Source organism: Telluria sp. ZB2R32, assembly GCF_059685715.1.
On record NZ_JCASIG010000008.1, the window covers coordinates 192615 to 214822 of the forward strand.

At 64.8% G+C, this 22208-nt stretch carries 21 protein-coding genes; 1 reads left to right on the top strand and 20 read right to left on the bottom strand.

The window, feature by feature from the left end:
* Nucleotides 1–85 precede the first annotated feature (85 nt).
* From AC56LG_RS21685 to alr, 16 genes are all read right to left on the bottom strand, one after another.
* Nucleotides 86–544 carry a DUF4149 domain-containing protein gene (locus tag AC56LG_RS21685; protein ID WP_497168101.1) on the bottom strand — a complete coding sequence of 153 codons (459 nt, stop codon included), beginning with the start codon at nucleotides 542–544 and terminating at the stop codon, nucleotides 86–88.
* Nucleotides 544–1023 (bottom strand): transcription elongation factor GreA, encoded by a 480-nt coding sequence (gene greA / locus AC56LG_RS21690; protein WP_497168102.1) that lies wholly within the window; start codon nucleotides 1021–1023, stop codon nucleotides 544–546. The genes AC56LG_RS21685 and greA overlap by 1 nt, the downstream gene beginning before the upstream one ends.
* 100 nt (nucleotides 1024–1123) lie before the next feature.
* A complete protein-coding gene (gene carB, locus AC56LG_RS21695; RefSeq protein WP_497168103.1) occupies nucleotides 1124–4354 on the bottom strand; it encodes a carbamoyl-phosphate synthase large subunit in 3231 nt (1076 codons plus the stop codon).
* Entirely contained in the window at nucleotides 4354–5517 is a 1164-nt protein-coding gene (carA, locus tag AC56LG_RS21700) for a glutamine-hydrolyzing carbamoyl-phosphate synthase small subunit (RefSeq protein ID WP_497168104.1), read from the bottom strand. Before carA ends, carB begins: the two co-directional genes overlap by 1 nt.
* A 285-nt stretch (nucleotides 5518–5802) precedes the next feature.
* On the bottom strand, nucleotides 5803–6216 hold the full coding sequence (locus tag AC56LG_RS21705; RefSeq protein ID WP_497168105.1) for a GlcG/HbpS family heme-binding protein: 414 nt from the start codon (nucleotides 6214–6216) through the stop codon (nucleotides 5803–5805).
* A 29-nt stretch (nucleotides 6217–6245) separates the two neighbouring features.
* Nucleotides 6246–7157: a patatin-like phospholipase family protein gene (locus AC56LG_RS21710; protein ID WP_497168106.1), complete on the bottom strand. Its 912-nt coding sequence runs from the start codon at nucleotides 7155–7157 to the stop codon at nucleotides 6246–6248.
* Nucleotides 7158–7322: 165 nt separating this feature from the next.
* Nucleotides 7323–8615, bottom strand: a complete 1293-nt coding sequence (phoR, locus tag AC56LG_RS21715) for a phosphate regulon sensor histidine kinase PhoR (RefSeq protein WP_497168107.1) — start codon at nucleotides 8613–8615, stop codon at nucleotides 7323–7325.
* 26 nt (nucleotides 8616–8641) lie between these two features.
* Nucleotides 8642–9325: a response regulator gene (locus tag AC56LG_RS21720; protein ID WP_497168108.1), complete on the bottom strand. Its 684-nt coding sequence runs from the start codon at nucleotides 9323–9325 to the stop codon at nucleotides 8642–8644.
* Nucleotides 9326–9328: 3 nt separating this feature from the next.
* The gene (gene phoU / locus AC56LG_RS21725) at nucleotides 9329–10024 is read right to left on the bottom strand and encodes a phosphate signaling complex protein PhoU (protein ID WP_497168109.1); all 696 of its coding nucleotides are present in this window, start codon (nucleotides 10022–10024) and stop codon (nucleotides 9329–9331) included.
* A gap of 190 nt (nucleotides 10025–10214) precedes the next feature.
* Complete coding sequence (gene pstB, locus AC56LG_RS21730) at nucleotides 10215–11003, bottom strand: phosphate ABC transporter ATP-binding protein PstB (RefSeq protein WP_497168110.1); 789 nt, start codon at nucleotides 11001–11003, stop codon at nucleotides 10215–10217.
* Between the two features lie 40 nt (nucleotides 11004–11043).
* Entirely contained in the window at nucleotides 11044–11898 is an 855-nt protein-coding gene (gene pstA, locus AC56LG_RS21735; protein WP_497168111.1) for a phosphate ABC transporter permease PstA, read from the bottom strand.
* Nucleotides 11895–12917, bottom strand: coding sequence for a phosphate ABC transporter permease subunit PstC (gene pstC / locus AC56LG_RS21740; RefSeq protein ID WP_497168112.1), 1023 nt, complete (start codon nucleotides 12915–12917; stop codon nucleotides 11895–11897). Before pstC ends, pstA begins: the two co-directional genes overlap by 4 nt.
* A gap of 78 nt (nucleotides 12918–12995) precedes the next feature.
* Nucleotides 12996–14036 (bottom strand): phosphate ABC transporter substrate-binding protein PstS, encoded by a 1041-nt coding sequence (pstS, locus tag AC56LG_RS21745; protein ID WP_192053447.1) that lies wholly within the window; start codon nucleotides 14034–14036, stop codon nucleotides 12996–12998.
* Nucleotides 14037–14611: 575 nt separating this feature from the next.
* Nucleotides 14612–14932 carry a PilZ domain-containing protein gene (locus tag AC56LG_RS21750; RefSeq protein ID WP_497168113.1) on the bottom strand — a complete coding sequence of 107 codons (321 nt, stop codon included), beginning with the start codon at nucleotides 14930–14932 and terminating at the stop codon, nucleotides 14612–14614.
* 63 nt (nucleotides 14933–14995) lie between these two features.
* Nucleotides 14996–16375, bottom strand: a complete 1380-nt coding sequence (radA, locus tag AC56LG_RS21755; RefSeq protein ID WP_192053443.1) for a DNA repair protein RadA — start codon at nucleotides 16373–16375, stop codon at nucleotides 14996–14998.
* Nucleotides 16362–17474, bottom strand: coding sequence for an alanine racemase (gene alr, locus AC56LG_RS21760; protein ID WP_497168114.1), 1113 nt, complete (start codon nucleotides 17472–17474; stop codon nucleotides 16362–16364). Before alr ends, radA begins: the two co-directional genes overlap by 14 nt.
* A gap of 160 nt (nucleotides 17475–17634) precedes the next feature.
* Between alr and lplT the strand changes: the two genes are divergently transcribed.
* Nucleotides 17635–18897 carry a lysophospholipid transporter LplT gene (lplT, locus tag AC56LG_RS21765; protein WP_497168115.1) on the top strand — a complete coding sequence of 421 codons (1263 nt, stop codon included), beginning with the start codon at nucleotides 17635–17637 and terminating at the stop codon, nucleotides 18895–18897.
* Nucleotides 18898–19154: 257 nt separating this feature from the next.
* Here lplT and AC56LG_RS21770 read toward each other — a convergent pair whose 3' ends face one another.
* The 4 genes from AC56LG_RS21770 to tsaB are packed head-to-tail and all read right to left on the bottom strand — an operon-like array spanning nucleotide 19155 to nucleotide 22192.
* A complete protein-coding gene (locus tag AC56LG_RS21770; protein WP_497168116.1) occupies nucleotides 19155–20138 on the bottom strand; it encodes a DUF1853 family protein in 984 nt (327 codons plus the stop codon).
* The gene (locus AC56LG_RS21775) at nucleotides 20119–20991 is read right to left on the bottom strand and encodes a uracil-DNA glycosylase (protein WP_497168117.1); all 873 of its coding nucleotides are present in this window, start codon (nucleotides 20989–20991) and stop codon (nucleotides 20119–20121) included. The genes AC56LG_RS21770 and AC56LG_RS21775 overlap by 20 nt, the downstream gene beginning before the upstream one ends.
* Entirely contained in the window at nucleotides 20988–21458 is a 471-nt protein-coding gene (gene rimI / locus AC56LG_RS21780) for a ribosomal protein S18-alanine N-acetyltransferase (protein ID WP_497168118.1), read from the bottom strand. The genes AC56LG_RS21775 and rimI overlap by 4 nt, the downstream gene beginning before the upstream one ends.
* Complete coding sequence (gene tsaB, locus AC56LG_RS21785; RefSeq protein ID WP_497168119.1) at nucleotides 21455–22192, bottom strand: tRNA (adenosine(37)-N6)-threonylcarbamoyltransferase complex dimerization subunit type 1 TsaB; 738 nt, start codon at nucleotides 22190–22192, stop codon at nucleotides 21455–21457. Before tsaB ends, rimI begins: the two co-directional genes overlap by 4 nt.
* Nucleotides 22193–22208: the final 16 nt, after the last annotated feature.

A 22208-nucleotide genomic window follows, 5' to 3' on the forward strand; every position in this document is an offset into this window, starting at 1 on the left:
TGTCTCCGGTTTTTTTTTGGCCTGTGGCCGTCCGGGACGGTGCCGCGCCGCACACGGTCAGACCGCGTGCGCACGAGTGCGCACCCTACCGGGACTTCACCACCAGCACGGCCGCCAGCACGCCTTCGATCAGGTGGAACAGCTGCGAGACGCCGTGCATGACCGCGAACTGCGTCCACAGCGGCGAAGCGCGTACGCCGGCCGGCCCGGCCGCTTCGCGCAGCGCCGCCATCGCCGGCTGCAGGCCGACGAACATCACCAGCGCACAGGCCAGCATCGCCAGCACCAACAGGTTCAGGAAACGCCGCCGCCCCGCCGCCAGATCCGATGACAAACGCACCAGCACCAGCATCACCAGCGCGCAGGCGATGCTGATCCAGGCCAGGCGGCGCAGGAAAGCGCCCACGATGTCGCCTGCCAGCGGACCGCTGACGATGCCGAACACCGCCGGCGCAGCGATATAGCCGAGCACCCACAGGGCTCCCGCCCACAGCGCCGCCACCAGCACCCGTGCCGCCGGCAGGCGCGCGACGAGTGGCGTCATCAGACGTAGCGTACTTCGAGGATTTCGTATTCGCGCGGGCCGGACGGCGCCTGCACTTCGACCACGTCGCCGGCGTACTTGCCGATCAGGGCGCGCGCGATCGGCGAGGTCACCGAGACCTTGTTGAGTTTGATGTCCGCTTCGTCGAGACCGACGATCTGGTAGCTGACCTTCTGGCCCGACTCCAGGTCTTCGAGGTCGACGGTCGAGGCGAAGACGACGCGGCCTTCGGCGTCGAGCGTGGCCGGGTCGATGATCTGGGCGGCGCTCAGCTTGCCTTCGAGTTCGGCGATGCGGCCTTCGACAAAGGCCTGGCGCTCCTTGGCGGCGTCGTATTCGGCGTTCTCCGACAGGTCGCCGTGCGAGCGCGCTTCGGCGATCGCGTCGATGACGATGCGGCGTTCCTTGGTTTTCAGCTGGTGCAGTTCTTCTTTCAGGAGCTGGGCACCGAATTTTGTCAGGGGAATCGTATTGTTCATAAATCTCTGCTTATCGAATTCGTGGACGTACAAGCGAAAACCACAGAGGCGCGCGACACAAGCCGCGCGAACTCTGTGGTTTGACGGTACTACTCGACGCTTAGTTTAAGGTTTTATGCAGCCCTTGTAAATCGTAGACCCGAATCGCGTCCAGATGGCGCATGCCCTGGATCGCCGCTTCGGCGCCGGCGATCGTCGTGTAGGTCACCACGCGCGCCAGCAAGGCCGAGGTACGGATCGTGCGCGAGTCGGTGATCGCGCTGCGCTTTTCCTCGACCGTGTTGATGACCATCTCGATCTCGTGGTTCTTGATCATGTCGACCACGTGCGGACGGCCCTCGATCACCTTGTTCACCGCCAGCACCGGCAAGCCCGCCGCGGCGATCACCGCCGCCGTGCCTTTCGTAGCCGCCAGCGTGAAGCCCATGGCGACCAGGTCGCGCGCCACCTGCACCGCGCGCGGCTTGTCCGAGGCCTTCACCGACAGGAACACGCGGCCCGACGTCGGCAGCTTGATGCCGGCGCCGATCTGCGATTTCACGAAGGCTTCGCCGAAGGTCTCGCCCACGCCCATCACTTCGCCGGTCGACTTCATTTCCGGTCCGAGGATGGTGTCGACGCCCGGGAACTTCACGAACGGGAACACGGCTTCCTTGACGCTGTAGAACGGCGGCGTAATTTCCTTCGTGATGCCCTGGCTGGCCAGGGTCTGGCCGACCATGCAGCGTGCCGCGACTTTCGCCAGCTGGATGCCGGTCGCTTTCGAGACGAACGGCACCGTGCGCGAGGCACGCGGGTTCACTTCGAGCACGAACACGGTATCGACCGTCTTGCCGTCGACTTCGGACTGCTGGATCGCGAACTGCACGTTCATCAGGCCGACCACGTTCAAGCCCTTGGCCATCAGCGCGGTCTGGCGCTTGAGTTCATCGATCGTCTCTTGCGTGAGCGAGTACGGCGGCAGCGAGCAGGCCGAGTCGCCCGAGTGCACGCCGGCCTGTTCGATGTGTTCCATCACGCCGCCGATGAAGGTGGTCTCGCCGTCCGAGATGCAGTCGACGTCGACTTCGATCGCGTCGTTCAGGAAGCGGTCGAGCAGCACCGGCGAATCGTTCGATACCTTCACCGCTTCGCGCATGTAGCGCTCGAGGTCGCGCTGCTCGTGCACGATCTCCATCGCGCGGCCACCGAGCACGTACGAAGGACGCACGACTAGCGGGTAACCAATTTCCTGGGCCAGGGCCAGCGCCTCGGGTTCGGTGCGCGCGGTGCGGTTCGGCGGCTGGCGCAAGCCCAGGTCCTGCAGCAGCTTCTGGAAACGCTCGCGGTCTTCGGCGGCGTCGATCATGTCCGGCGAGGTGCCGACGATCGGTACGCCATTCGCTTCCAGGTCGAGCGCGAGCTTCAAAGGCGTCTGGCCGCCGTACTGCACGATCACGCCCACCGGCTTTTCGAGGTCGACGATTTCGAGCACGTCTTCCAGCGTCAGCGATTCGAAGTACAGGCGGTCCGAGGTATCGTAGTCGGTCGACACGGTCTCGGGATTGCAGTTGACCATGATGGTCTCGTAGCCGTCTTCGCGCATGGCGAGGGCGGCATGGACGCAGCAGTAGTCGAACTCGATGCCCTGGCCGATGCGGTTCGGACCGCCGCCCAGCACCATGATCTTCTTCTTGTCGGTCGGCGCCGCCTCGCATTCCTCGTCATAGGTCGAGTACATGTAGGCGGTGTCGGTCGAGAATTCGGCGGCGCAGGTGTCGACGCGCTTGTACACCGGGCGGATGCCCAGCGCGTGGCGGCGCTCGCGCACCGTCGCTTGCGTGGTGTGCATCAGGAATGCGAGGCGGCGGTCCGAGAAGCCTTTTTGCTTGAGCTTGTACAGCGTCGGCTTGTCGAGCGATTCCAGCTTCTGGTGATCGAGCCACAGCTCGATGTCGACGATTTCCTTGATCTGGATGAGGAACCACGGATCGATTTTCGTCAGCTGATGGACTTCTTCCAGCGTGAAGCCCTGGGCAAAGGCGTCGCCCACGTACCAGATGCGTTCCGGTCCCGGCTCGCCCAGTTCTTCCTCGATGACTTCGCGGTCGCGCGTCATCTCGTTCAAGCCGTCCACGCCCACCTCCAGGCCGCGCAGCGCTTTCTGGAACGATTCCTGGAAGGTGCGGCCCATGGCCATGACTTCGCCGACGGATTTCATCTGCGTGGTCAGGTGCTTGTCGGCCGCCGGGAATTTTTCGAACGCGAAGCGCGGGATCTTGGTGACGACGTAGTCGATCGATGGCTCGAACGACGCCGGCGTGGCGCCGCCGGTGATCTCGTTGCGCAGCTCATCGAGCGTGAAGCCGACGGCCAGCTTGGCTGCGACCTTGGCGATCGGGAAGCCGGTCGCTTTCGACGCCAGCGCCGACGAACGCGACACCCGCGGGTTCATCTCGATGACGATCATGCGCCCGTCCTGCGGGTTGATCGCGAACTGCACGTTCGAGCCGCCGGTGTCGACGCCGATTTCGCGCAGCACCGCGATCGACGCGTTGCGCATGATCTGGTATTCCTTGTCGGTCAGCGTCTGCGCCGGCGCGACCGTGATCGAGTCGCCGGTGTGCACGCCCATCGGGTCGAGGTTTTCGATCGAGCAGATGATGATGCAGTTGTCCGCCTTGTCGCGCACGACTTCCATCTCGTACTCTTTCCAGCCCAGCAGCGACTCTTCGATCAAGAGTTCCGAAGTCGGCGAGGCTTCCAGGCCGCGCTTGCAGATGGTCTCGAACTCTTCTTCATTGTAGGCGATGCCGCCGCCCGAACCGCCCATCGTGAACGATGGACGGATGATGGTCGGGAAGCCGAGTTCGCGCTGCACGGTGCGGGCTTCGTCGAGCGTGTGGGCGACGCCCGAACGCGCCGAACCGAGGCCGATCTTCGTCATCGCTTCCTTGAACTTGGAGCGGTCTTCGGCCTTGTCGATCGCTTGCGGCGACGCGCCGATCAGTTCGACCTTGTATTTTTCCAGGATGCCGTGGTGATGCAGGTCGAGCGCACAGTTCAGCGCGGTCTGGCCGCCCATGGTCGGCAGGATCGCGTCGGGACGCTCTTTCTCGATGATCGCCTCGACGACCTTCCAGGTGATCGGCTCGATGTAGGTGACGTCGGCCATTTCCGGGTCGGTCATGATCGTCGCCGGGTTGCTGTTGACGAGGATGACCTTGTAGCCTTCGTCGCGCAGGGCTTTACAGGCTTGCGCACCCGAGTAATCGAATTCGGCCGCCTGGCCGATGATGATCGGACCTGCGCCGATGATCAGGATGCTTTGAATATCACTACGCTTTGGCATTACTTTTTCTCCTGGGCTTGCATCAGGCCGATGAAGCGGTCAAACAGGTAGGCGACGTCGGTCGGGCCAGGGGATGCTTCCGGGTGGCCCTGGAAGCAGAAGGCCGGTTTGTCGGTGCGGGCAAAGCCCTGCAGCGAACCGTCGAACAGCGACACGTGGGTGACGCGGCAGTTTTCCGGCAGCGTGTCCGGATCGACCGCGAAGCCGTGGTTCTGCGACGTGATCAAGACCTTCTTCGAATCGAGGTCCTGCACCGGGTGGTTCGCACCGTGGTGGCCGAACTTCATCTTCATCGTCTTCGCACCCGAAGCGAGCGCCATGATCTGGTGGCCGAGGCAGATGCCGAAGGTCGGGATGCCCTGCTCGATCAGTTCGGCGGTGGCCTTGATGGCGTAGTCGCATGGCTCCGGGTCGCCCGGACCATTGGCCAGGAAGATACCGTCGGGATTCAGCGCCAGCGCGTCGGCGGCGGTGGACTCGGCCGGCAGCACGGTGACCTTGCAGCCGCGTTCGGCCAGCATGCGCAGGATGTTGCGCTTGACGCCGTAGTCGAAGGCGACGACGTGGTATTGGGGATTGTCCTGCTTGCCGAAACCCTGGCCCAGCTTCCATTCGGTCTCGGTGAAGACATAGGATTCTTTCACCGACACGACTTTGGCCAGGTCCATGCCGGACAGGCCGGGGAACGAACGCGCCAGCTCCAGCGCCTGCGCTTCCGACGGCTGGTTGCCTTGCGTGCCGGTGAGGATGGCGCCGCCCTGGGCGCCCTTCTCGCGCAGCAGGCGGGTGAGTTTACGGGTATCGATGCCGGCGATCGCGACGACGTTCTCGGCCTTCAGGTAGTCGGCCAGCGACTGGGTGGAACGGAAGTTCGACGCCATCAGCGGCAGGTCGCGGATGATCAGGCCGGCCGCGTGGACCCTGGTCGCTTCGACGTCGGCGCCGTTGACGCCGTAGTTGCCGATGTGCGGGTACGTCAGCGTGACGATCTGACGCGAGTAGCTGGGGTCGGTGAGGATTTCCTGGTAGCCGGTAATGGCGGTATTGAACACCACTTCACCGGTCGTGTGGCCAGCGGCACCAATCGAATATCCCCGAAAAATAGTCCCGTCTGCGAGGGCCAGGATGGCCGGAACGGCAGGGCCAGAAAAAAATGGCGGCAAGGTAACTCCCAATAAAGTTACCGTAGCTGCGCCACGTCAGACCGGCATCCAAAACCTGCGGACGCGCCAGGCGTGCCGAAGGGTGGAAGTCGTTTTTGAATGAGGAATGGAGGGTAGGCGCTACGGCAAGTAAGTGAATGGCTAAACCCCCAAATTATAGCGCGAGTTGGACTTCGCGGCAATGCACCATTGGCAGGTTGCGGGGCTAACGCGCGAATTTCACTGACAGATGAGCGCCAAATTTCCGCGCCTCAATCGAATCGGCGCGGACCCTCCATGCGCCAGTCAGGCCGTCACGCCCAGTGCCGCGATCCCCGCCCTGGCGATCTGCGCATCCTCGTTCGACTTCACGCCCGACACGCCGACCGCGCCGATCACGTGGCCATCGGCGATGACCGGCACGCCACCTTCGAGCATGCCTTTCAGCTCGGGCGCCGACAGGAAGGAGACGCGCCCGCCGTTGATCACTTCCTCATACGACTTCGATTCGCGCCGGCCGATCGCGGCGGTGTGCGCCTTGGCCGGGGCGATGTGGCTCGACACCGGCGGCGCGCCGTCCAGGCGCTGCAGCCACAGCAGGTGGCCGCCGTCGTCGACGATGGCAAAGGTCACGGCCCAGTTGTTGGCGAGCGCTTCGGCTTCGGCGCCGGCGGCGATCTTCTTGACGTCGTCCAGAGTCAGCATCGGTTTGGTCTTCATGGGTTCTCCTCAGGTGATGATGGTCATTGTTATGGCTGCCGCTTGGCGGCCAGTTTCGCTTTCAGTTGCGGCATCACGGCCGCGGCGGCCTGTTCGCCCGCGAGGATCGCCAGGTTGCGGCCGGCAAAATCGGCGCTGCCCATCTTGCCCAGCGCCGGCGTGATGACGACGTCCGCTTCCTTCAGCTCGAAATGGTTCAGGCGCTGGCCCATGATGCTGAAGGTCTGCATCAGCACGTCGAGCGAACTGACCGTCGCTTGCGTGTCGGCCTGGGTCGAGATGTTGACGGCGATGACGAAGTCGGCGCCCATCTTCTCGCGCGTGAATTTTACGGGCACCGGCGCGACCAGGCCGCCGTCGACATAGGTCTTGTTGCCGATCTTGACCGGCTGGAATACCGACGGTACGGCGGACGAAGCGCGCACGGCCATGCCGGTATTGCCCTTGTCGAACATGATGGCTTCGCCGGTCTTCAGGTCGGTGACCACCGCGCCGAAGCGTTTCGGCAGCTTTTCCATCGGTCGGTTGCCGACCGCCTTGTTGACGTAGTTCTGCAGCGCCTCGCCTTTCAGCAGGCCCGGCGAACTGCTGAACAGTGGCATGGCCCAGTCCGAGATCGTGGCTTCGTCCATGTCCATCGCGATCTTTTGCAGCGCGAAGCCGGTATAGCCCGAGGCGTACAGCGCGCCGACCACCGAGCCGGCACTGGTGCCGACCACGATGTCGGCATGGATGCCTTGCGCTTCGAGCGCCTTGATCACGCCGATATGGGCGAAGCCGCGCGCGGCGCCGCCGCCGAGGGCGAGGCCGATCTTGATTTTTTTCGGTGGCGCCGGCGGGGCCTGCACCGCGACCGGAGCCGGAGGCGGCGGCGGGGTGCTGCCGCAGGCGGTCAACAGCAAGGCGCCGAGGGCGATGAGGGAGGTGCGTCGAGCGAGCATGGGCGGGGTCGAAAGGGACAATATTCGATTGTACCGCGCAATGTTCGGGCGTGGATGAGGCGAGGCTTATGCGGGCACACGCGGCGGCCGCGTCATCGGCACGCATCGGCGGGCATGCCCGCCCTACACCAAGGCGACCCAATTGCATCGGCCCGGCCGCAACGGTCACCCCGGCAGCGAGGTATTCGGCAACGACGCCGTAAACGTACTCCCCTCCCCCGGCGTCGAGCAGATCTTCAAGCGTCCGCCATGGCGCAGCAGCACGTGCTTGACGATCGCCAGGCCCAGGCCCGTGCCCTGCGTCTCGCGCGAGCGGCTCTTGTCGACGCGGTAGAAGCGTTCGGTCAGGCGCGAGATGTGCTGGGGATCGATGCCGATGCCGCAATCGGTCACCGCAAACTGCAGGTCGTCGTCGCCGCGCTTCCATGACAGCCTGATGGTGCCGCCCTGCGGCGAATAGCGCACCGCGTTCGAAGCCAGGTTGGCAAAGGCGCTGCGCAGTTCTTCCATGCTGCCCATCACGTCCGGGCCGTCGATGTCGACCGCGATCTGGTGGCGTCCGCCGGACAGGGCGCGCGCTTCCTCCGCCACCGATTCGACCAGCGCCGTCAGGTCGACGCGTTCGCGCCGCAGCGGGAATTCGTCCGACTCCAGGCGCGACAGCGTCAGCATGTCTTCGATCAGGCGCTGCATACGTTCGGCCTGCTCGGTCATCAGTTTCAGGTGCGCGCTGCGCGTCGCCGCATCCATGCAGGGGTCGGACATGGCGATTTCCAGGAAGCCGACGATCACGGTCAAGGGCGTGCGCAACTCGTGCGAAGCGTTGGCGATGAAGTCGCGCCGCATCGCTTCGACCCGTTCGGTATCGGTGGCGTCGTGCGTGACCAGGATCTGGCGCCGGTTCTCGAAGGGGATGATGCGGCATTCGATCTTGCGGCCGCGGAAGGCCAGCGTCAGCGGCTGCTCGTAGCGGCCCAGGATGATGTAGTCGATGAACTCGGGATGGCGCACCAGGTTCGTCACGCGCAAGCCCTTGTCGCGCTCCATGGTCAGGCCCAGGTGGCGCTCGGCGGCCGGGTTGCACCACTCCAGGAACAGCACGTCGTCCATGATCGCCACGCCTTCGGGCAGCAGGTGCATCGCCTGGCGAAAGCGCGCCAGCCACTCGGCCAGTTCCTGCTGGTTGCGCTCGTCCTCGCGCCGCATGCGGTACAGGCGCGCGAAGACATCGGTCCAGGCGCCCCAGCCGTCGGGCAGGCGCCCGCTCTGCGGGTCGTGCAGCCACTCGCCCAGCTGGTGCAGGTAGGACAGCTGGACGAACAGCGCGATGATGGCGCCGGCCAGCGCCAGCGACAGGCCGGCGATCGGGCCGGCCATCCACCAGGCGACGCCGCCGGCAATGAACACGGAGGCCAGGCGCAGCAGCGCCGGCACCCAGAACAGCAGTTTGGGATTCATCTGTACTCAGGTGTTTGACACTGCGTTTATTTTTCCGACAGCATGTAGCCGACGCTGCGCACCGTGCGGATCAGGCCTTCGGCGCCCTTCAGGGCTTTCCTCAGGCGCAGCACGTGGACGTCGACCGTGCGCTCTTCGATGACGGCGTGGTCGCCCCAGACTTTATCGAGCAGCTGGGCGCGCGAAAACACGCGCTCGCGGTGCGCCAGCAGGAATTTGAGCAGCTTGTACTCGGCATTGCCGATATCGATGCCCTGCCCCTCGATCGTCACCGTGCAGCTGGCCGGGTCGAGCACGACGGCGCCGGCGCGCAGCGGCGCTTCGGCCAGGTGCGGGCTCTTGCGGCGCAGCAGCGCGCGCGAACGCGCCAGCAGTTCGCGCGGCGAAAACGGTTTGGTGACGTAATCGTCGGCGCCCGTGTTCAGGCCGGCGAGCTTGTCTTCTTCCATGCTCTTCGCGGTCAGCATGATCACCGGGATGTCCTGGAAATCGCGGTCCGCGCGCAGCCGCGCCAGCAGGCGCAGGCCGCTCTGGTCGGGCAGCATCCAGTCGAGCAGCACCAGGTCCGGCTTGCCGTGGCGGATGCTGTCCCAGGCCGCGCTCGTGGTGCCCACCGATTCGATGGCCCAGCCGGCTTCGCGCAGCGAGTAGCTCACCAGTTCGACGATCGCCGGCTCGTCCTCGACCACCAGTACGCTCGTGTTGTGCATGCCTCAGGACTCCTGCGCCACGGGTTTGGCGGTGTGGCGGATATCGCGCCCCTCGACCACGTAGATCACGTATTCGGCGATGTTCTTGGCGTGGTCGCCGATGCGCTCGATGGCTTTCGCCACCCACAGCGTGTCGATCGCCGACGAAATCGTGCGCGGGTCTTCCATCATGAAGGTGATCAGGTTGCGCAGGATGGTGCGGAATTCGTGGTCGATGATTTCGTCGGCCGCGATGATGGCCAGTGCCTGCTTGCCGTCGAGGCGCGCAAAGGCGTCGAGCGCATCGTGCAGCAGATCGGCCGTGCCCTTGCCGATGGTGCGGATGATGTCGTAATGGGCAAAGCCCGTCACGCCGCGCTCGTGCAGGCTTTTCGCCGTACGCGCGATCTTGCTGGCTTCGTCGCCGATGCGTTCCAGGTCGGTGATGACCTTGATCGTCGCCATCACCGTGCGCAGGTCGTTGGCCGTCGGCTGGCGCTTGACGATCAGGTGGCTGCAGGCGTCATCGAGCGACACTTCGAGCTGGTTGACCGCGTGGTCGTCCGCCATCACCTTCTCGGCCTTGGCCGAATCGCCGACGCGGAAGCAGTTCAGCGCTTCTTCGAACTGGGTTTCCACCATGCCGCCCATCAGCAGGACTTTCGAGCGGATCCCCTCGAGTTCCTGGTCGTACTGTTTTGATGAGTGTTCGCCAATCATTACTGCTCTCCCGTGGGGGGATCCCGATCAACCTACTACGCGTCGGATTGACGCCCTGCGATGCTCGCTGTACATCCGTACAGCTGCGCTTCTCGGACGCCACTCCTTCCGCTCGCTACGGTTGCTCGGGCCCCCGTTAATGTTTTGGATGAATTTAGTAACTGCCGACTATTTCAGGCTATCCGTGCTCTTAGCCGAAACGACCGGTGATGTAATCCTGGGTCTCTTTGCGCGCCGGGTTCATGAACAGCTGGTCGGTCTCGCCGAATTCCACCAGCTCGCCCAGGTACATGTAGGCAGTGTAATCGGAGCAGCGCGCCGCCTGCTGCATGTTGTGGGTTACGATGGTGATCGTGTAGTCCTGTTTCAGTTCGCTGATCAGTTCCTCGATCTTGGCCGTCGAGATCGGGTCCAGCGCCGACGTCGGTTCGTCCAGCAGCAGCACGTCCGGCTTCACCGCCACGCCGCGTGCGATGCACAGGCGCTGCTGCTGGCCGCCAGACAGCGACAACCCGCTCTTGCTCAGCTTATCCTTGGCCTCTTCCCACAGCGCCGCCTTTTTCAGGGCCCACTCGACGCGCTCGTCCATCTCGCCCTTCGACAGGTTTTCGTACAGGCGCACGCCAAAGGCGATATTGTCGTAGATCGACATCGGGAACGGGGTCGGCTTCTGGAACACCATGCCGATTTTCGCGCGCAGCATGTTCACGTCGACGCCGGATTCCAGGATATTGCGGCCGCGGTACATGATCGAACCCTCGGCACGCTGCCCTGGATACAAATCGTACATGCGGTTCAGCGTGCGCAAGAGCGTCGACTTGCCGCAGCCGGACGGGCCGATAAAAGCCGTCACCTGCTTTTCGTGGATGTCGAGCGAGACATTTTTGAGGCTTTGCGTTTTGCCGTAGAAGAAATCGAGGCCGGAGATCTCGATGGTCTTGTTCTTCGGCGCGGTCGCCGCGGAGCTCGGGTTTGCCATTGGGGTAGCCATTGCGTGGTTCATGTTTGTCATGGATGGATTAGCGCGGCGTCTTCTGGGTGAAGACGGTACGCGACAGGATGTTCAGGAACAGCACGGTAAAGGTCACCAGCAGTGCGCCTCCCCAGGCCAGCGAGCGCCAGTCGTCGTACGGGCTCATCGCATAGGTGTAGATCACGACCGGCAGGTTGGCCAGCGGCGCGTTCATGTCGGCGCTGAAGAACTGGTTGTTCAGCGCGGTGAACAGCAGCGGCGCGGTTTCGCCCGAGATGCGCGCCAGCGCCAGCAGCACGCCGGTGATCACGCCGGCTTTCACGGCGCGCAGGCGCACCAGCATCGCCACCTTCCAGCGCGGCGCGCCGAGGGCGAATGCCGCTTCCAGCAGGCTGTTGGGCACCAGGCGCAGCATGTTGTCGGTGGTGCGCACCACCACCGGCACTGCGATCAGGGTCAGCGCGATGGTGCCGGCGTAGCCCGAGAAGTGCTGGACCTTGGCGACGTACAGCGCGTAGACGAACAGGCCGATCACGATCGACGGCGCCGACAGCATGATGTCGGTCACAAAACGCGTGATCTGGCCGAAGCGGTTGCGGTCGCCGTATTCGGCGAGATAAATGCCGGCCAGGATGCCGATCGGGGTGCTGACCAGGGTCGACAAGCCGACCATCATCAGGCTGCCGACGATGGCATTGCGCAGGCCACCGCCCTCGCCGCCCGGCGCCGGCGTGTCGCCGGTGAACAGCGACGGCGCCAGGGCGCTGAAGCCATTCACCAGCAGGGTCCACAGGATCCAGGCCAGGAAAGCCAGGCCGATGCCCATGGCGATCACCGACAGCAGGATGCCGATGCGGTGCGCCAGCAGGCGCTTGCGGTAGACCGGATTGGCCGTATTCATTTCGTACCTTCCTTGCGGGACATCCCCGCCAACATCAGTTTCGCCGCCGACAGCACGACGAAGGTAATACCGAACAGGATCAGTGCCAGCGCGAACAGCGAGGACACGTGCAGCGGCGTCGCCGCTTCCGCGAATTCGTTGGCCAGGGTCGAGGAAATCGAGTTACCGGGCATGAAGAGCGAGGGCGACAGTTTATGAGCGTTACCGATGACGAAGGTCACGGCCATGGTTTCGCCGAGCGCGCGGCCCAGGCCCAGCATCACGCCGCCGACCACGCCGGTGCGGGTATAAGGCAGCACTACCTTGCGCACCACTTCCCACTTGGTGCAACCGAGGCCATACGCCGATTCCTTCAGCACCGCCGGCACGATCTCGAACACGTCGCGCATCACCGAGGAGATGAAGGGAATGATCATCACCGCCAGGATCAGGCCGGCGGTCAGGATGCCGATGCCCATGGTCGGGCCCTGGAACAGCTGGCCGATGACCGGCAGCTGGCCGACGGTCTCCTTGAGGAAAGGCTGGACGTGGTCGGCGAACAGCGGCGCGAACACGAACAGGCCCCACATGCCGTAGATGATCGAGGGCACGCCGGCGAGCAGCTCGACCGCGGTGCCCATCGGGCGCTTGAGCCAGGCCGGGCAGATCTCGGTGAGGAACAGGGCGATGCCGAAGCTGATCGGGAAAGCGACCAGCAGCGCGATCAGCGAGGTGGCCAGCGTGCCCCAGATCGCGATCATGGCGCCGAATTTGTCGTCGACCGGATCCCATTCGACGGTGCTGATGAAGCTCGCGCCGAACTCTTTAAAAGCCGGCGCCGCGCCGATCGCCAGCGAGACGATGATGCCGACCAGGGCGATCAGCACCGTGGCGGCGAACAGCAGGGTAATTTTATGGAAGAGGAAGTCCTGGATGCGCTGGTTGCGCATCGTCTTGCCGAGGGCGGCGTATTGCAGGTCGACTTTGGCGGCGTCGTGCGCGGCCGGCTTGTCGATGGCGACGGAAGGATGTGCGCTCATGTGGTTTTTTATTGAGTTTGATACTGGGAGAGCCGGAAACCGCCACGCTGCGAAGCGTGGCGGTTCCTGTTCCATTCCTTACCAGATCGCCTTGCCGCCGGCATCCTTGACGTTGGCGCGCCAGGCATCCTGCACCAGCTTGGTGACGGCGTCGGGCATCGGCACGTAGTCCAGCTCGGCCGCGGCGGCGTCGCCGTTTTTATACGCCCAGTCGAAGAACTTCAGCACTTCCTTGCCCTTTACCCCATCGGCCTGCGACTTGTGCAGCAGGATGTAGCTGGCGCCGGTGATCGGCCAGCTGGCCTTGCCCGGCTGGTCGGTCAGCACCACGGCGAAGCCCGGCGCCTTGGCCCAGTCGGCGCTGGCGGCGGCGGCCTTGAAGTGTTCGTCGTCCGGCTGCAGCCAGGCGCCGTCGCGGTTTTGCAGCTGGGTGTGCGCCATGCGGTTCTTCTTGGCGTAGGCCCATTCGACGTAGCCGATGCCGCCCTTGATACGCTGCACGTTGGCGGCCACGCCTTCATTGCCCTTGCCGCCCACGCCCGTCGCCCACTTCACCGCCGTTCCGGCGCCGACCTTCAGCTTCCAGTCCGGGTTGGTCTTGGCCAGGTAATCCGTGAACAGGAAGGTCGTGCCCGAGCTGTCGGCGCGGTGCACCACGGTGATGTCCTCGGCCGGCAGCTTCACGCCCGGGTTCAGCGCGGCGATCGGCTGCGCATTCCACTTGGTGATCTTGCCCAGGAAGATATCGGCCAGCACGGCGCCGGTCAGCTTCACCTGACCCGGCGTCACGCCCGGCAGGTTGATGACCGGGACCACGCCGCCCATCACCGCCGGGAACTGGAACAGGCCGGCCGCGGTCAATTCATTCGCAGGCAGCGGCATGTCCGAGGCGCCGAAGTCGACCGTTTTCGCCTTGATCTGCTTGATGCCGGCGCCCGAACCGACCGACTGGTAGTTCAGGCCATTACCGCTGGCGGCCTTGTACATCTCGGCCCACTTGGCGTAGATCGGATAGGGGAAGGTCGCGCCGGCGCCGGTGATGTTCACGGCCTGGGCAGCAGTGGCTGCCAGGGTGGTGGCGGCCAGTGCGATCGAAAGGAGCAAGGGCTTCATACGCATGTCAGTTTCCTTTAAGGAAGAATGCGGGCGCAGGTTGCGCCCCAGTAATGCTGCGCAGTCTACTGGCCGAATATGACAAGTTCATGACATTCCCATTACGCGTGTCATCGAATCGATGACATGACCGGAAACGCCTGTCATATGACTGTGACAGGACGATGTCGGCCCTATGACGCGGCTGCCGTGACAGGGTTCGAACGGGGCGTGGCGCCATCGTGCCAAGATACGCGAACAGCTGTCACGCGATTGAATCACGCCAACCTTTCCAGGCGAACCGGGGCGCAAATATAGCCGATCGCCGCTCTTGTAAATACACTGGCGGCTGCTATGCTCAAAGTGTCATCACTGCATGGAGGGATGCTGAAGAGCGTTTGGAGCTATGTTTAATATGTTTGTGTTTGCTATTTTATCGGGCATGGTTGGCCTGATCGCCTACGAGATTTTCCAGGAGATCGGTGGCAGCTCAGGAGCCCTGCATGACCGCTATCACGAATAGCGCCCAACCCATTGATGGGACCAGTGAAAAGCGGCGAGGCCTGCCAGGCGCTCGCCGCTTTGCTTTTTGGGGTCGTCAGTCAGCGTAAGAAGCGCGAGACCGCCGTCATCGCACCCATATCCAGGCTCAGGAACTGCAGGCCGACCTTGAATTCGCCATTGCTGAGAATGCAGTACAGGGTGCGCGCCCTGCCCTGGACCGGCACCACCGTGCCCTCGACCAACAGGTCGAAGCGCAGTTGCGCATCCTGCCCGGCCGCGACCGGCTGCGGCAGGCTGATGCTCACGCCGTTGGCGCCCAGGTCGGTGGTGCGGCCGAGGACCGGGGCGCTGCCCGCGAGCGCCAGCATGACGCGGGTTTTGAGGATCTTGCGTGGGGACTGCCTTTGGTCTGCTTGCACGGTATGCCATGATTTGTAATTTCAGGGCGCAATTATATGCAAGATGACTATCGCCTGCTGCCCTCAGTCCAGCTCGCGCAATTTCGTGAACGCCTGGTCGATCCGCTCGACCCCGATGATGTTCATCCCCTCGATCTTCTGCTTCGGCATGTTCCCCTTCGGGATCAACGCCACTGAGAAGCCGAGCTTGGCCGCTTCCTTCAGGCGTTCCTGGCCGCGCGGCGCCGGGCGGATTTCGCCGGCCAGGCCCACTTCACCGAACACCACCAGCCCGCGCGGCAGCGCCTTGTTGCGCATCGACGAGTTAATCGCCAGGAGCACCGCGAGGTCGGCCGCCGGTTCGGCGATCTTCACCCCGCCGACCGCATTGATGAACACGTCCTGGTCGAAGGCGGCAATGCCGGCGTGGCGGTGCAGCACGGCGAGGAGCATGGCCAGGCGGTTCTGTTCCAGGCCGACCGACAGGCGGCGCGCATTCGGCAGGTGACTGGCGTCGACCAGCGCCTGGATTTCCACCAGCAGCGGACGCGTGCCTTCCTGCGTCACCATCACGCACGATCCCGGCACCTGGTTGTCGTGCTGCGACAGGAACAGCGCCGACGGATTCGACACGCCTTTCAAGCCCTTTTCGGTCATCGCGAACACGCCCAGCTCGTTGACCGCGCCAAAGCGGTTCTTGATCGCCCGCACCAGGCGGAAGCTGGACTGGGTGTCGCCCTCGAAATACAGCACGGTGTCGACGATGTGTTCGAGCACGCGCGGGCCGGCGAGTGCGCCTTCTTTCGTCACGTGGCCGACCAGGATGATGGTCACCCCGGTCTGCTTGGCCACGCGCGTGAGCTGCGCCGCGCATTCGCGCACCTGCGACACCGAGCCCGGCGCCGCCGTCAGCGCGTCCGAATACAGGGTCTGGATCGAGTCGATCACCGCCACTTCGGGTTTCAGGTCGGCCAGCGTGCCCAGGATTTTTTCGAGCTGGATCTCGGCCTGCAGCTTCAGGTCTTTCGCTTCGACCTGCAGGCGGCGCGCGCGCAGCGCGATCTGGGCGCCGGATTCCTCGCCGCTCACATACAAAGTGCTGCGCGTGGTGGCGAGGTTCGCCAGCGCCTGCAGCAGCAGCGTCGATTTACCGATGCCGGGGTCGCCGCCGATCAGCACCACACCGCCCGCGACCAGGCCGCCGCCGAGCACGCGGTCGAATTCTTCGATGCCGGTGCCGAAGCGCGGCACGTCGGTCGCTTCGATGTCGGAGAGCGAGAGCACCGGCGCCGTCTGCGCCAGCGCCTTGTGGTTCACCGTCTGCGACATGCGGTTCACGCCGGCCGTTTCGACCGTCTGCTCGACCATCGTGTTCCAGGCCTTGCAGTCGGCGCACTGGCCGGTCCAGCGCGTGGTGACGCTGCCGCATTCGCTGCAGACGAACTGGGTTTTAGCCTTGGCCATGGGTTCCTAACCGTCCTTCCGTAACGCGTACGCGCGGCGCGAGTGCGCACATCAATTCGTACCCGATGGTACCGGACATGGTGGCGACTTCGTCGATTGGCAAGCCGTCGCCCCACAAGATGACCTTGCTGCCCACGCGCGCGTTCGGGACCGGGGTCAGGTCGACCGTCATCATGTCCATCGAGACGCGGCCGACCACGCTGGTGCGCACGCCGTCGACGATCACCGGCGTGCCGTGCGGCGCGTGGCGCGGGTAGCCGTCGGCATAGCCGCAGGCGACCACGCCGACCTGCATCGGACCGGTGGCTTCGAAGCGGCTGCCGTAGCCGACCGTGTCGCCCGCCACCAGGTCCTGGATGCCGATGATTTCCGACGCCAGCGTCATGGTCGGGCGCAGGCCGAACTCGTGCGCGGTGCGCCCGCCGGGCGTGCCGCCGTACAGCATGATGCCGGGACGGACCCAGTCGTTGTGCAATTCGGCCTGCAGCACTGCCTGGTGCAGCACACCGCCGGAATTGGACAGGCTGCGCTCGCCTTCCAGGCCCTGGGCGCCGCCGACGAAACGCTCGACCTGCTCGGCCACGGCCAGGCGCGGATGCTCGAGTTCGTCGGCATTGGCGAAGTGCGTCATCAGGGTGATGTTGCGGATGCCGGGAATCGCGCGCAGGCGTTTATAAGCGGCCGCGTACTCGTCGGGCTTGAAGCCAAGCCGGTTCATGCCGGTGTTCATTTTCAGGTGAACGTCGATCGGGCGGTACAGCTGGGTGTATTCGAGCATCCTGATCTGCTCGATGCAGTGCACTGTGCTGTTGATGTTGTGCTCGGCCAGCAGCGACACGTCGGAGACGTCGAAGATCCCCTCTAACAGCAGGATCGGCTTGATCCAGCCGAGTTCGCGCAGGCGCAGCGCATTTTCGGTTTCGATCAGGGCCAGGCCGTCGGCCAGGGCGAAGCCGCGCATGCCGCGTTCCAGGCCGTGGCCATAGGCATTTGCCTTGACGACGGCCCAGACGCGGGCCTCGGGTGCGCAGGCACGCGCACGGGCAAGGTTATGCTGCATCGAATCGAGATGGATGGTGGCGCAAAGCGGGCGTGGCATAGGGCGAATGGGCTAAAAAAGCGTTCAATTGAAGGGCGCTATTTTACCGGAGCGGGCCGTATTTTGCCGCGCTCGTGGGCGCCTCGTGCCCGTCCATTTCTTTGGCATGCCGTTCATTCATGGTATAAAGCAACCCACACTAGTTTTCAGACTCACTCGAATGAATCGTGGTTTCTATACCATCATGGCGGCGCAGTTTTTCTCGTCGCTGGCAGACAATGCGCTGCTGTTTGTAGCCATTGACGTGCTGGTGACGATGAACGCGCCGGCATCGCTGACGCCGCTGCTCAAGCTTTCATTCGTCCTGTTCTACGTGCTGCTGGCCGCTTTCGTCGGCGCCTTTGCCGATTCGCTCCCGAAAGGGCGCGTGATGTTCATCGCCAACCTGATCAAGGTGTTCGGCTGCGGCCTGATGTTCATGACCGTGCATCCGCTGCTGGCCTACGCCGTCGTCGGCTTCGGCGCGGCCGTGTATTCGCCGGCCAAATACGGCATCCTGACCGAACTGCTGCCGCCCGAAAAACTCGTCCCCGCCAACGGCTGGATCGAAGGCCTGACCGTGATGTCGATCATCTTCGGCACCGTGCTGGGCGGCGCGCTGGTCAGCGACAAGGGCTCCGCCCTGCTGCTCGGCCTGGACCTCCCCTTCGTCGACACCGGCATCGACACGGTCAGCGAAGCGGCAATGGCCGTCGTGGTCGTGATCTACCTGCTGGCGGCCCTGTTCAACCTGCGCATTCCCGATACCGGCGCGCGCTACGAGCACCAGGAGCGCAACCCGATGAAACTGATCGCGGACTTCGCCAACTGCTCGGCCACGCTCTGGAAAGACAAGCTGGGCCAGATCTCGCTGGCCGTCACCACCCTGTTCTGGGGCGCCGGCGCGACCTTGCAGCTGATCGTGCTGAAGTGGGCCGAGCGCTCGCTCGGCATGCCGCTCGACAAAGCCACCAGCCTGATCGGCGTGGTCGCGATCGGCGTGGCGATCGGCGCGGCCATGGCGGCGCAGATGGTCCCGCTGCGCAAGTCGCTGACCGTGATCCCGATGGGGATCATCATGGGCCTGGTGGTGACGATCATGGTCTTCGTCCACGAGGTCATCATCGCCTACCCGCTGCTGGCGCTGATCGGCTTCCTGTCGGGCTTCTTCGTGGTGCCGATGAACGCGCTGCTGCAGCACCGCGGCCACGTGCTCATGAGCGCCGGCCACTCGATCGCGGTGCAGAACTTTAATGAAAACCTGTCGATCCTGACCATGCTGGCGCTGTACGCGATCATGATCACGCTGAACCTGGACCTGAACGTCATCATCGTCCTGTTCGGTCTGTCGATCGCAGGGGTTACCTTCCTGATCATGCGGCGCCACCAGCGCAACCAGGCGCAGCATGATTCGCTGGCCTTGATTGGCGAGCACAAGCATTGAGGTGAATGGCTTGCAACCTGCGTAAGGTGGGCGGCTTTACCGCTTCAGTTTGCAGATCCGGGGTGCGCGCGCCGCCGACGCGTTCAACCGCCCGGTGAGCCGTCGCGAAGTTTCAGGGTGTGGTTGAACGCGTGGGCGGCATCGAGACTGCGGGCGATCATGCACTTGGGTATAGCCGCCCACCTTACGGGTTTATGCGTCGTCATCGGAACAAGGCGCCCGTCGACATGCAAATTATATTTGCATAAATATCAATTTTACCAAACAATATTGCGCATGTTATCCTTGGCGCTGCGTGCTTCGGCACGCTCGCGCCAGTCGTTGGGGACGACGAATCCGCGCTCGACTTCTTCCACCAGGCCCGGCCCCGTGCGCACCACGGCCACCAGCACCGGCGAGGCATTGGTCTCGAACTGCGCCTCGAGTTCCGCATGCAGCCCGGCGGCGTTCATCACAGTCACCTCCTGCGTCGAGCGGAACGGCGCCAGCCATTGCAGCTTGGGCAGCACTACGAAGGCATCGGCGTCGAGCGTGCCGAGTTCGCCGAGCGCGCACCAGAAACCGCGGCAGTGGCCGGCGGCGATGCCGCTCATCGCCGGCCACGTCTGTGGTTTCTGATGCGCACTCGGGTAGAACAGCCAGCCCTTCACCAGCGCGCGCGCCATCGTCACCGGGCGCGGCAGCAGCGGCTGGGCGGCGGGATGCGCGCCCAGTTCGAGCTGGCGGCCGAAGATCTTGCGCATCTTGGCACCCAGGCTGTCGGCCAGGTTGGGGCCGACCAGGGCGTCGAATTCCTGCCCCGCCTCGCCCTGCAGCAGGTAGAACTTGGTGGCGAATTCGATGTGTTCGAGCGCGTCCGGACCGGCGTCGAGCAGGAAATCGAACTCGCCGACGGTGTCGTTGCGGTTGGCGCGGATCTGCAGGCCGTGCGCCACCAGCCGGCCCTGCTCCTGGAAATAAAAGGCCATCAGCTTTTCGGCATACAGGCCCAGGCGCGTGTAGACGCGCGCGCCGAGGGCCGCCTCGAGCGGCGCCGGGTCGTGGTCGAGGTCGGCCAGCCAGCGCGCCACTTGCGGCGTCACCGTCCCGGTGGAAGCGATGCGGCCCTGCCAGTGCGGCGCGGCGGCATCGAGCAGGTCGGGCGAATCGAGCAACCAGGCCAGCGCGCGCACGCGTGCGCGCCGCAGGTGGCCCCAGCGGCGGTGGAAGTCGCGCTGGTAACTAGCGACCGCGTCCTGCATCGAGAGCTCTTGCGCGGCACAGGTCGGCCCAGGCCAGCGCCTTGTCGCCGCCGCGGCGCAACAGTTCGCCCGGATGCAGGGTCGCCACCAGCGGCACGGCGCCCAGCGCATGGGTGCGGCCGCGGGTGCCGGCCAGCGGTTCCTGCAAGGGCTTGCCGAGCAGGCCGTTGGCGGCGATCTGGCCCAGGGTCAGCACCACGCCGGCGCCGGTGAGGGCCAGTTCGCGCTCGACGAAGGGACGGCAGGCCGCCGCTTCCTCGGCGCTCGGCGCGCGGTCGCCGCCATTTGCGGAAGTCGGACGGCACTTGACCAGGTTGGTCACATACACGTCGCGCTCGCGCGCCAGGTCGACGGCGGCCAGCATGTTGCCCAGCAGTTTGCCGGCGTCGCCGGCCAGCGGCGCGCCGGCGCCTTCGTCGGCGCTGCTGCTGGCGCCGGCCGCGACGAACCAGCGCGCCTGTTGGGGGCCGGCGCCGTAGACCGGTTTGCGGCCGGCGCAGTCGCCGCAGCGCGTGCAGCGCGCGATCGCGTCCCGCAATTCGTCCCAGCCCATGGCGGCAATCGCTTCGAGGCTGTCGCCCTGTTCTTCCTCGACGACCGGCGCCGGTGGCGGGGTCCAGGGCGCCGGCGCGGGCGCCGAAGTGCGCGGGATCTCGCCCCAGGCAGGGTCGCGCGGCGGCGGCGGAATCACGCCGGGCGCGTGGATGCTCGGCGCTTCAGCTTGTACCGGAGGCGCTGCCTCAGGTTCGGCCACTTCCACCTGCTCTTCAGGCGCCGGCTGGCGGCGCAGGCGCCACAACGGCGTGATGCCCATCTCGGCCAGGAACACTTCGTCGCGTTCGTTCACGTTCATACTGCATGCCTCATCACGATCGCGTCTTCGCGCTTGCCCTCGTGGGCGGGATAATAACCCTTGCGGCGGCCGATCTCGGCAAAGCCGAAGCGTTTATACACGGCCAGCGCGCGCTCGTTCGACGGCCGCACTTCCAGCAGCACCGATTCGGCGCCCATCTCCTTTGCCCGCGCACACAAGGTGTCGAGCAGATAGCGCCCGAGGCCGGTGCCGTGGCGCGAACCGGCCACGGCGACGTCGAGCAGGTGCGCCTCGTCGAGCGCATACATCAGCAGGAAATAGCCGGCCAATCGCCCGTCGGCGTCGCGCAGCAGCCAGGCATCGTAGCCGGCCTTGACCGAATCGCTGAAGTTGGCCCGGCTCCACGGATGGGGAAACACGCTGCATTCGAGCGCGTGCACCTCGTCGACGTCGTCCAGGGTCATGGGAACCAGCGCCAGGCCGGCCGCGGCGCTTGCTGCCATCATGCGCGTTGTCCTTCGCCGGCCTTGGCTGCCGCATTGGCCACATTCATGGCCTGGCGCTCGGCGCTGGTGTAGGCGACCTTGTTGCGCAGGTAAAGCGGCTGCGCCTGCGCCGCCGGCACGCCCTGCCCTGCCGCCAGCGCGGCGGCGCCGATGCGCGCCAATTCACGCGCATGCGGCACGATGGCGCTGTCGGCAGTGGCGGCGAAGTCCTTGCCGGCGAACGCGTCGGGATAGACGGCAAAGCCGTTGCCGCAGGCGGCCAGGCCGTCGACCGGCTGCGGCGTCACCAGCTCGGGGCTGGACAGGACCGGTTCGATGACGGTTTGCCAGACGCTGTCGCCGTCGAACCTGTACTGCGCCCAATAGACTTCGTTCATGCGCGCGTCCAGCACGGCCAGCACCTCGTGCGCGCCGGAACGCGCGCGGCAAGCCTCGGCCATCGCCTCGAGCGTGTTCAGCGGCAGCACCGGCAGGTCGGCGCCAAAGGCCAGCCCCTGGGCCACGCCGCAGGCGGTGCGCACGCCCGTGAACGATCCTGGCCCGGCGCCAAAGGCGATCGCGTCGACCTCGGCCAGCTTGACCCCGGCTTCGGCCAGCAATTCCTGCACCATCGGCAGCACGAATTGCGAATGGGTACGTACGCCGCCGGACTCGCGCGCGATGACGGTGTCATTGGACAGCAGCGCACACGAGGCGAGTTCGGACGAAGTTTCGATGGCAAGGATGATAGGCATGCGCTATTTTAACCCG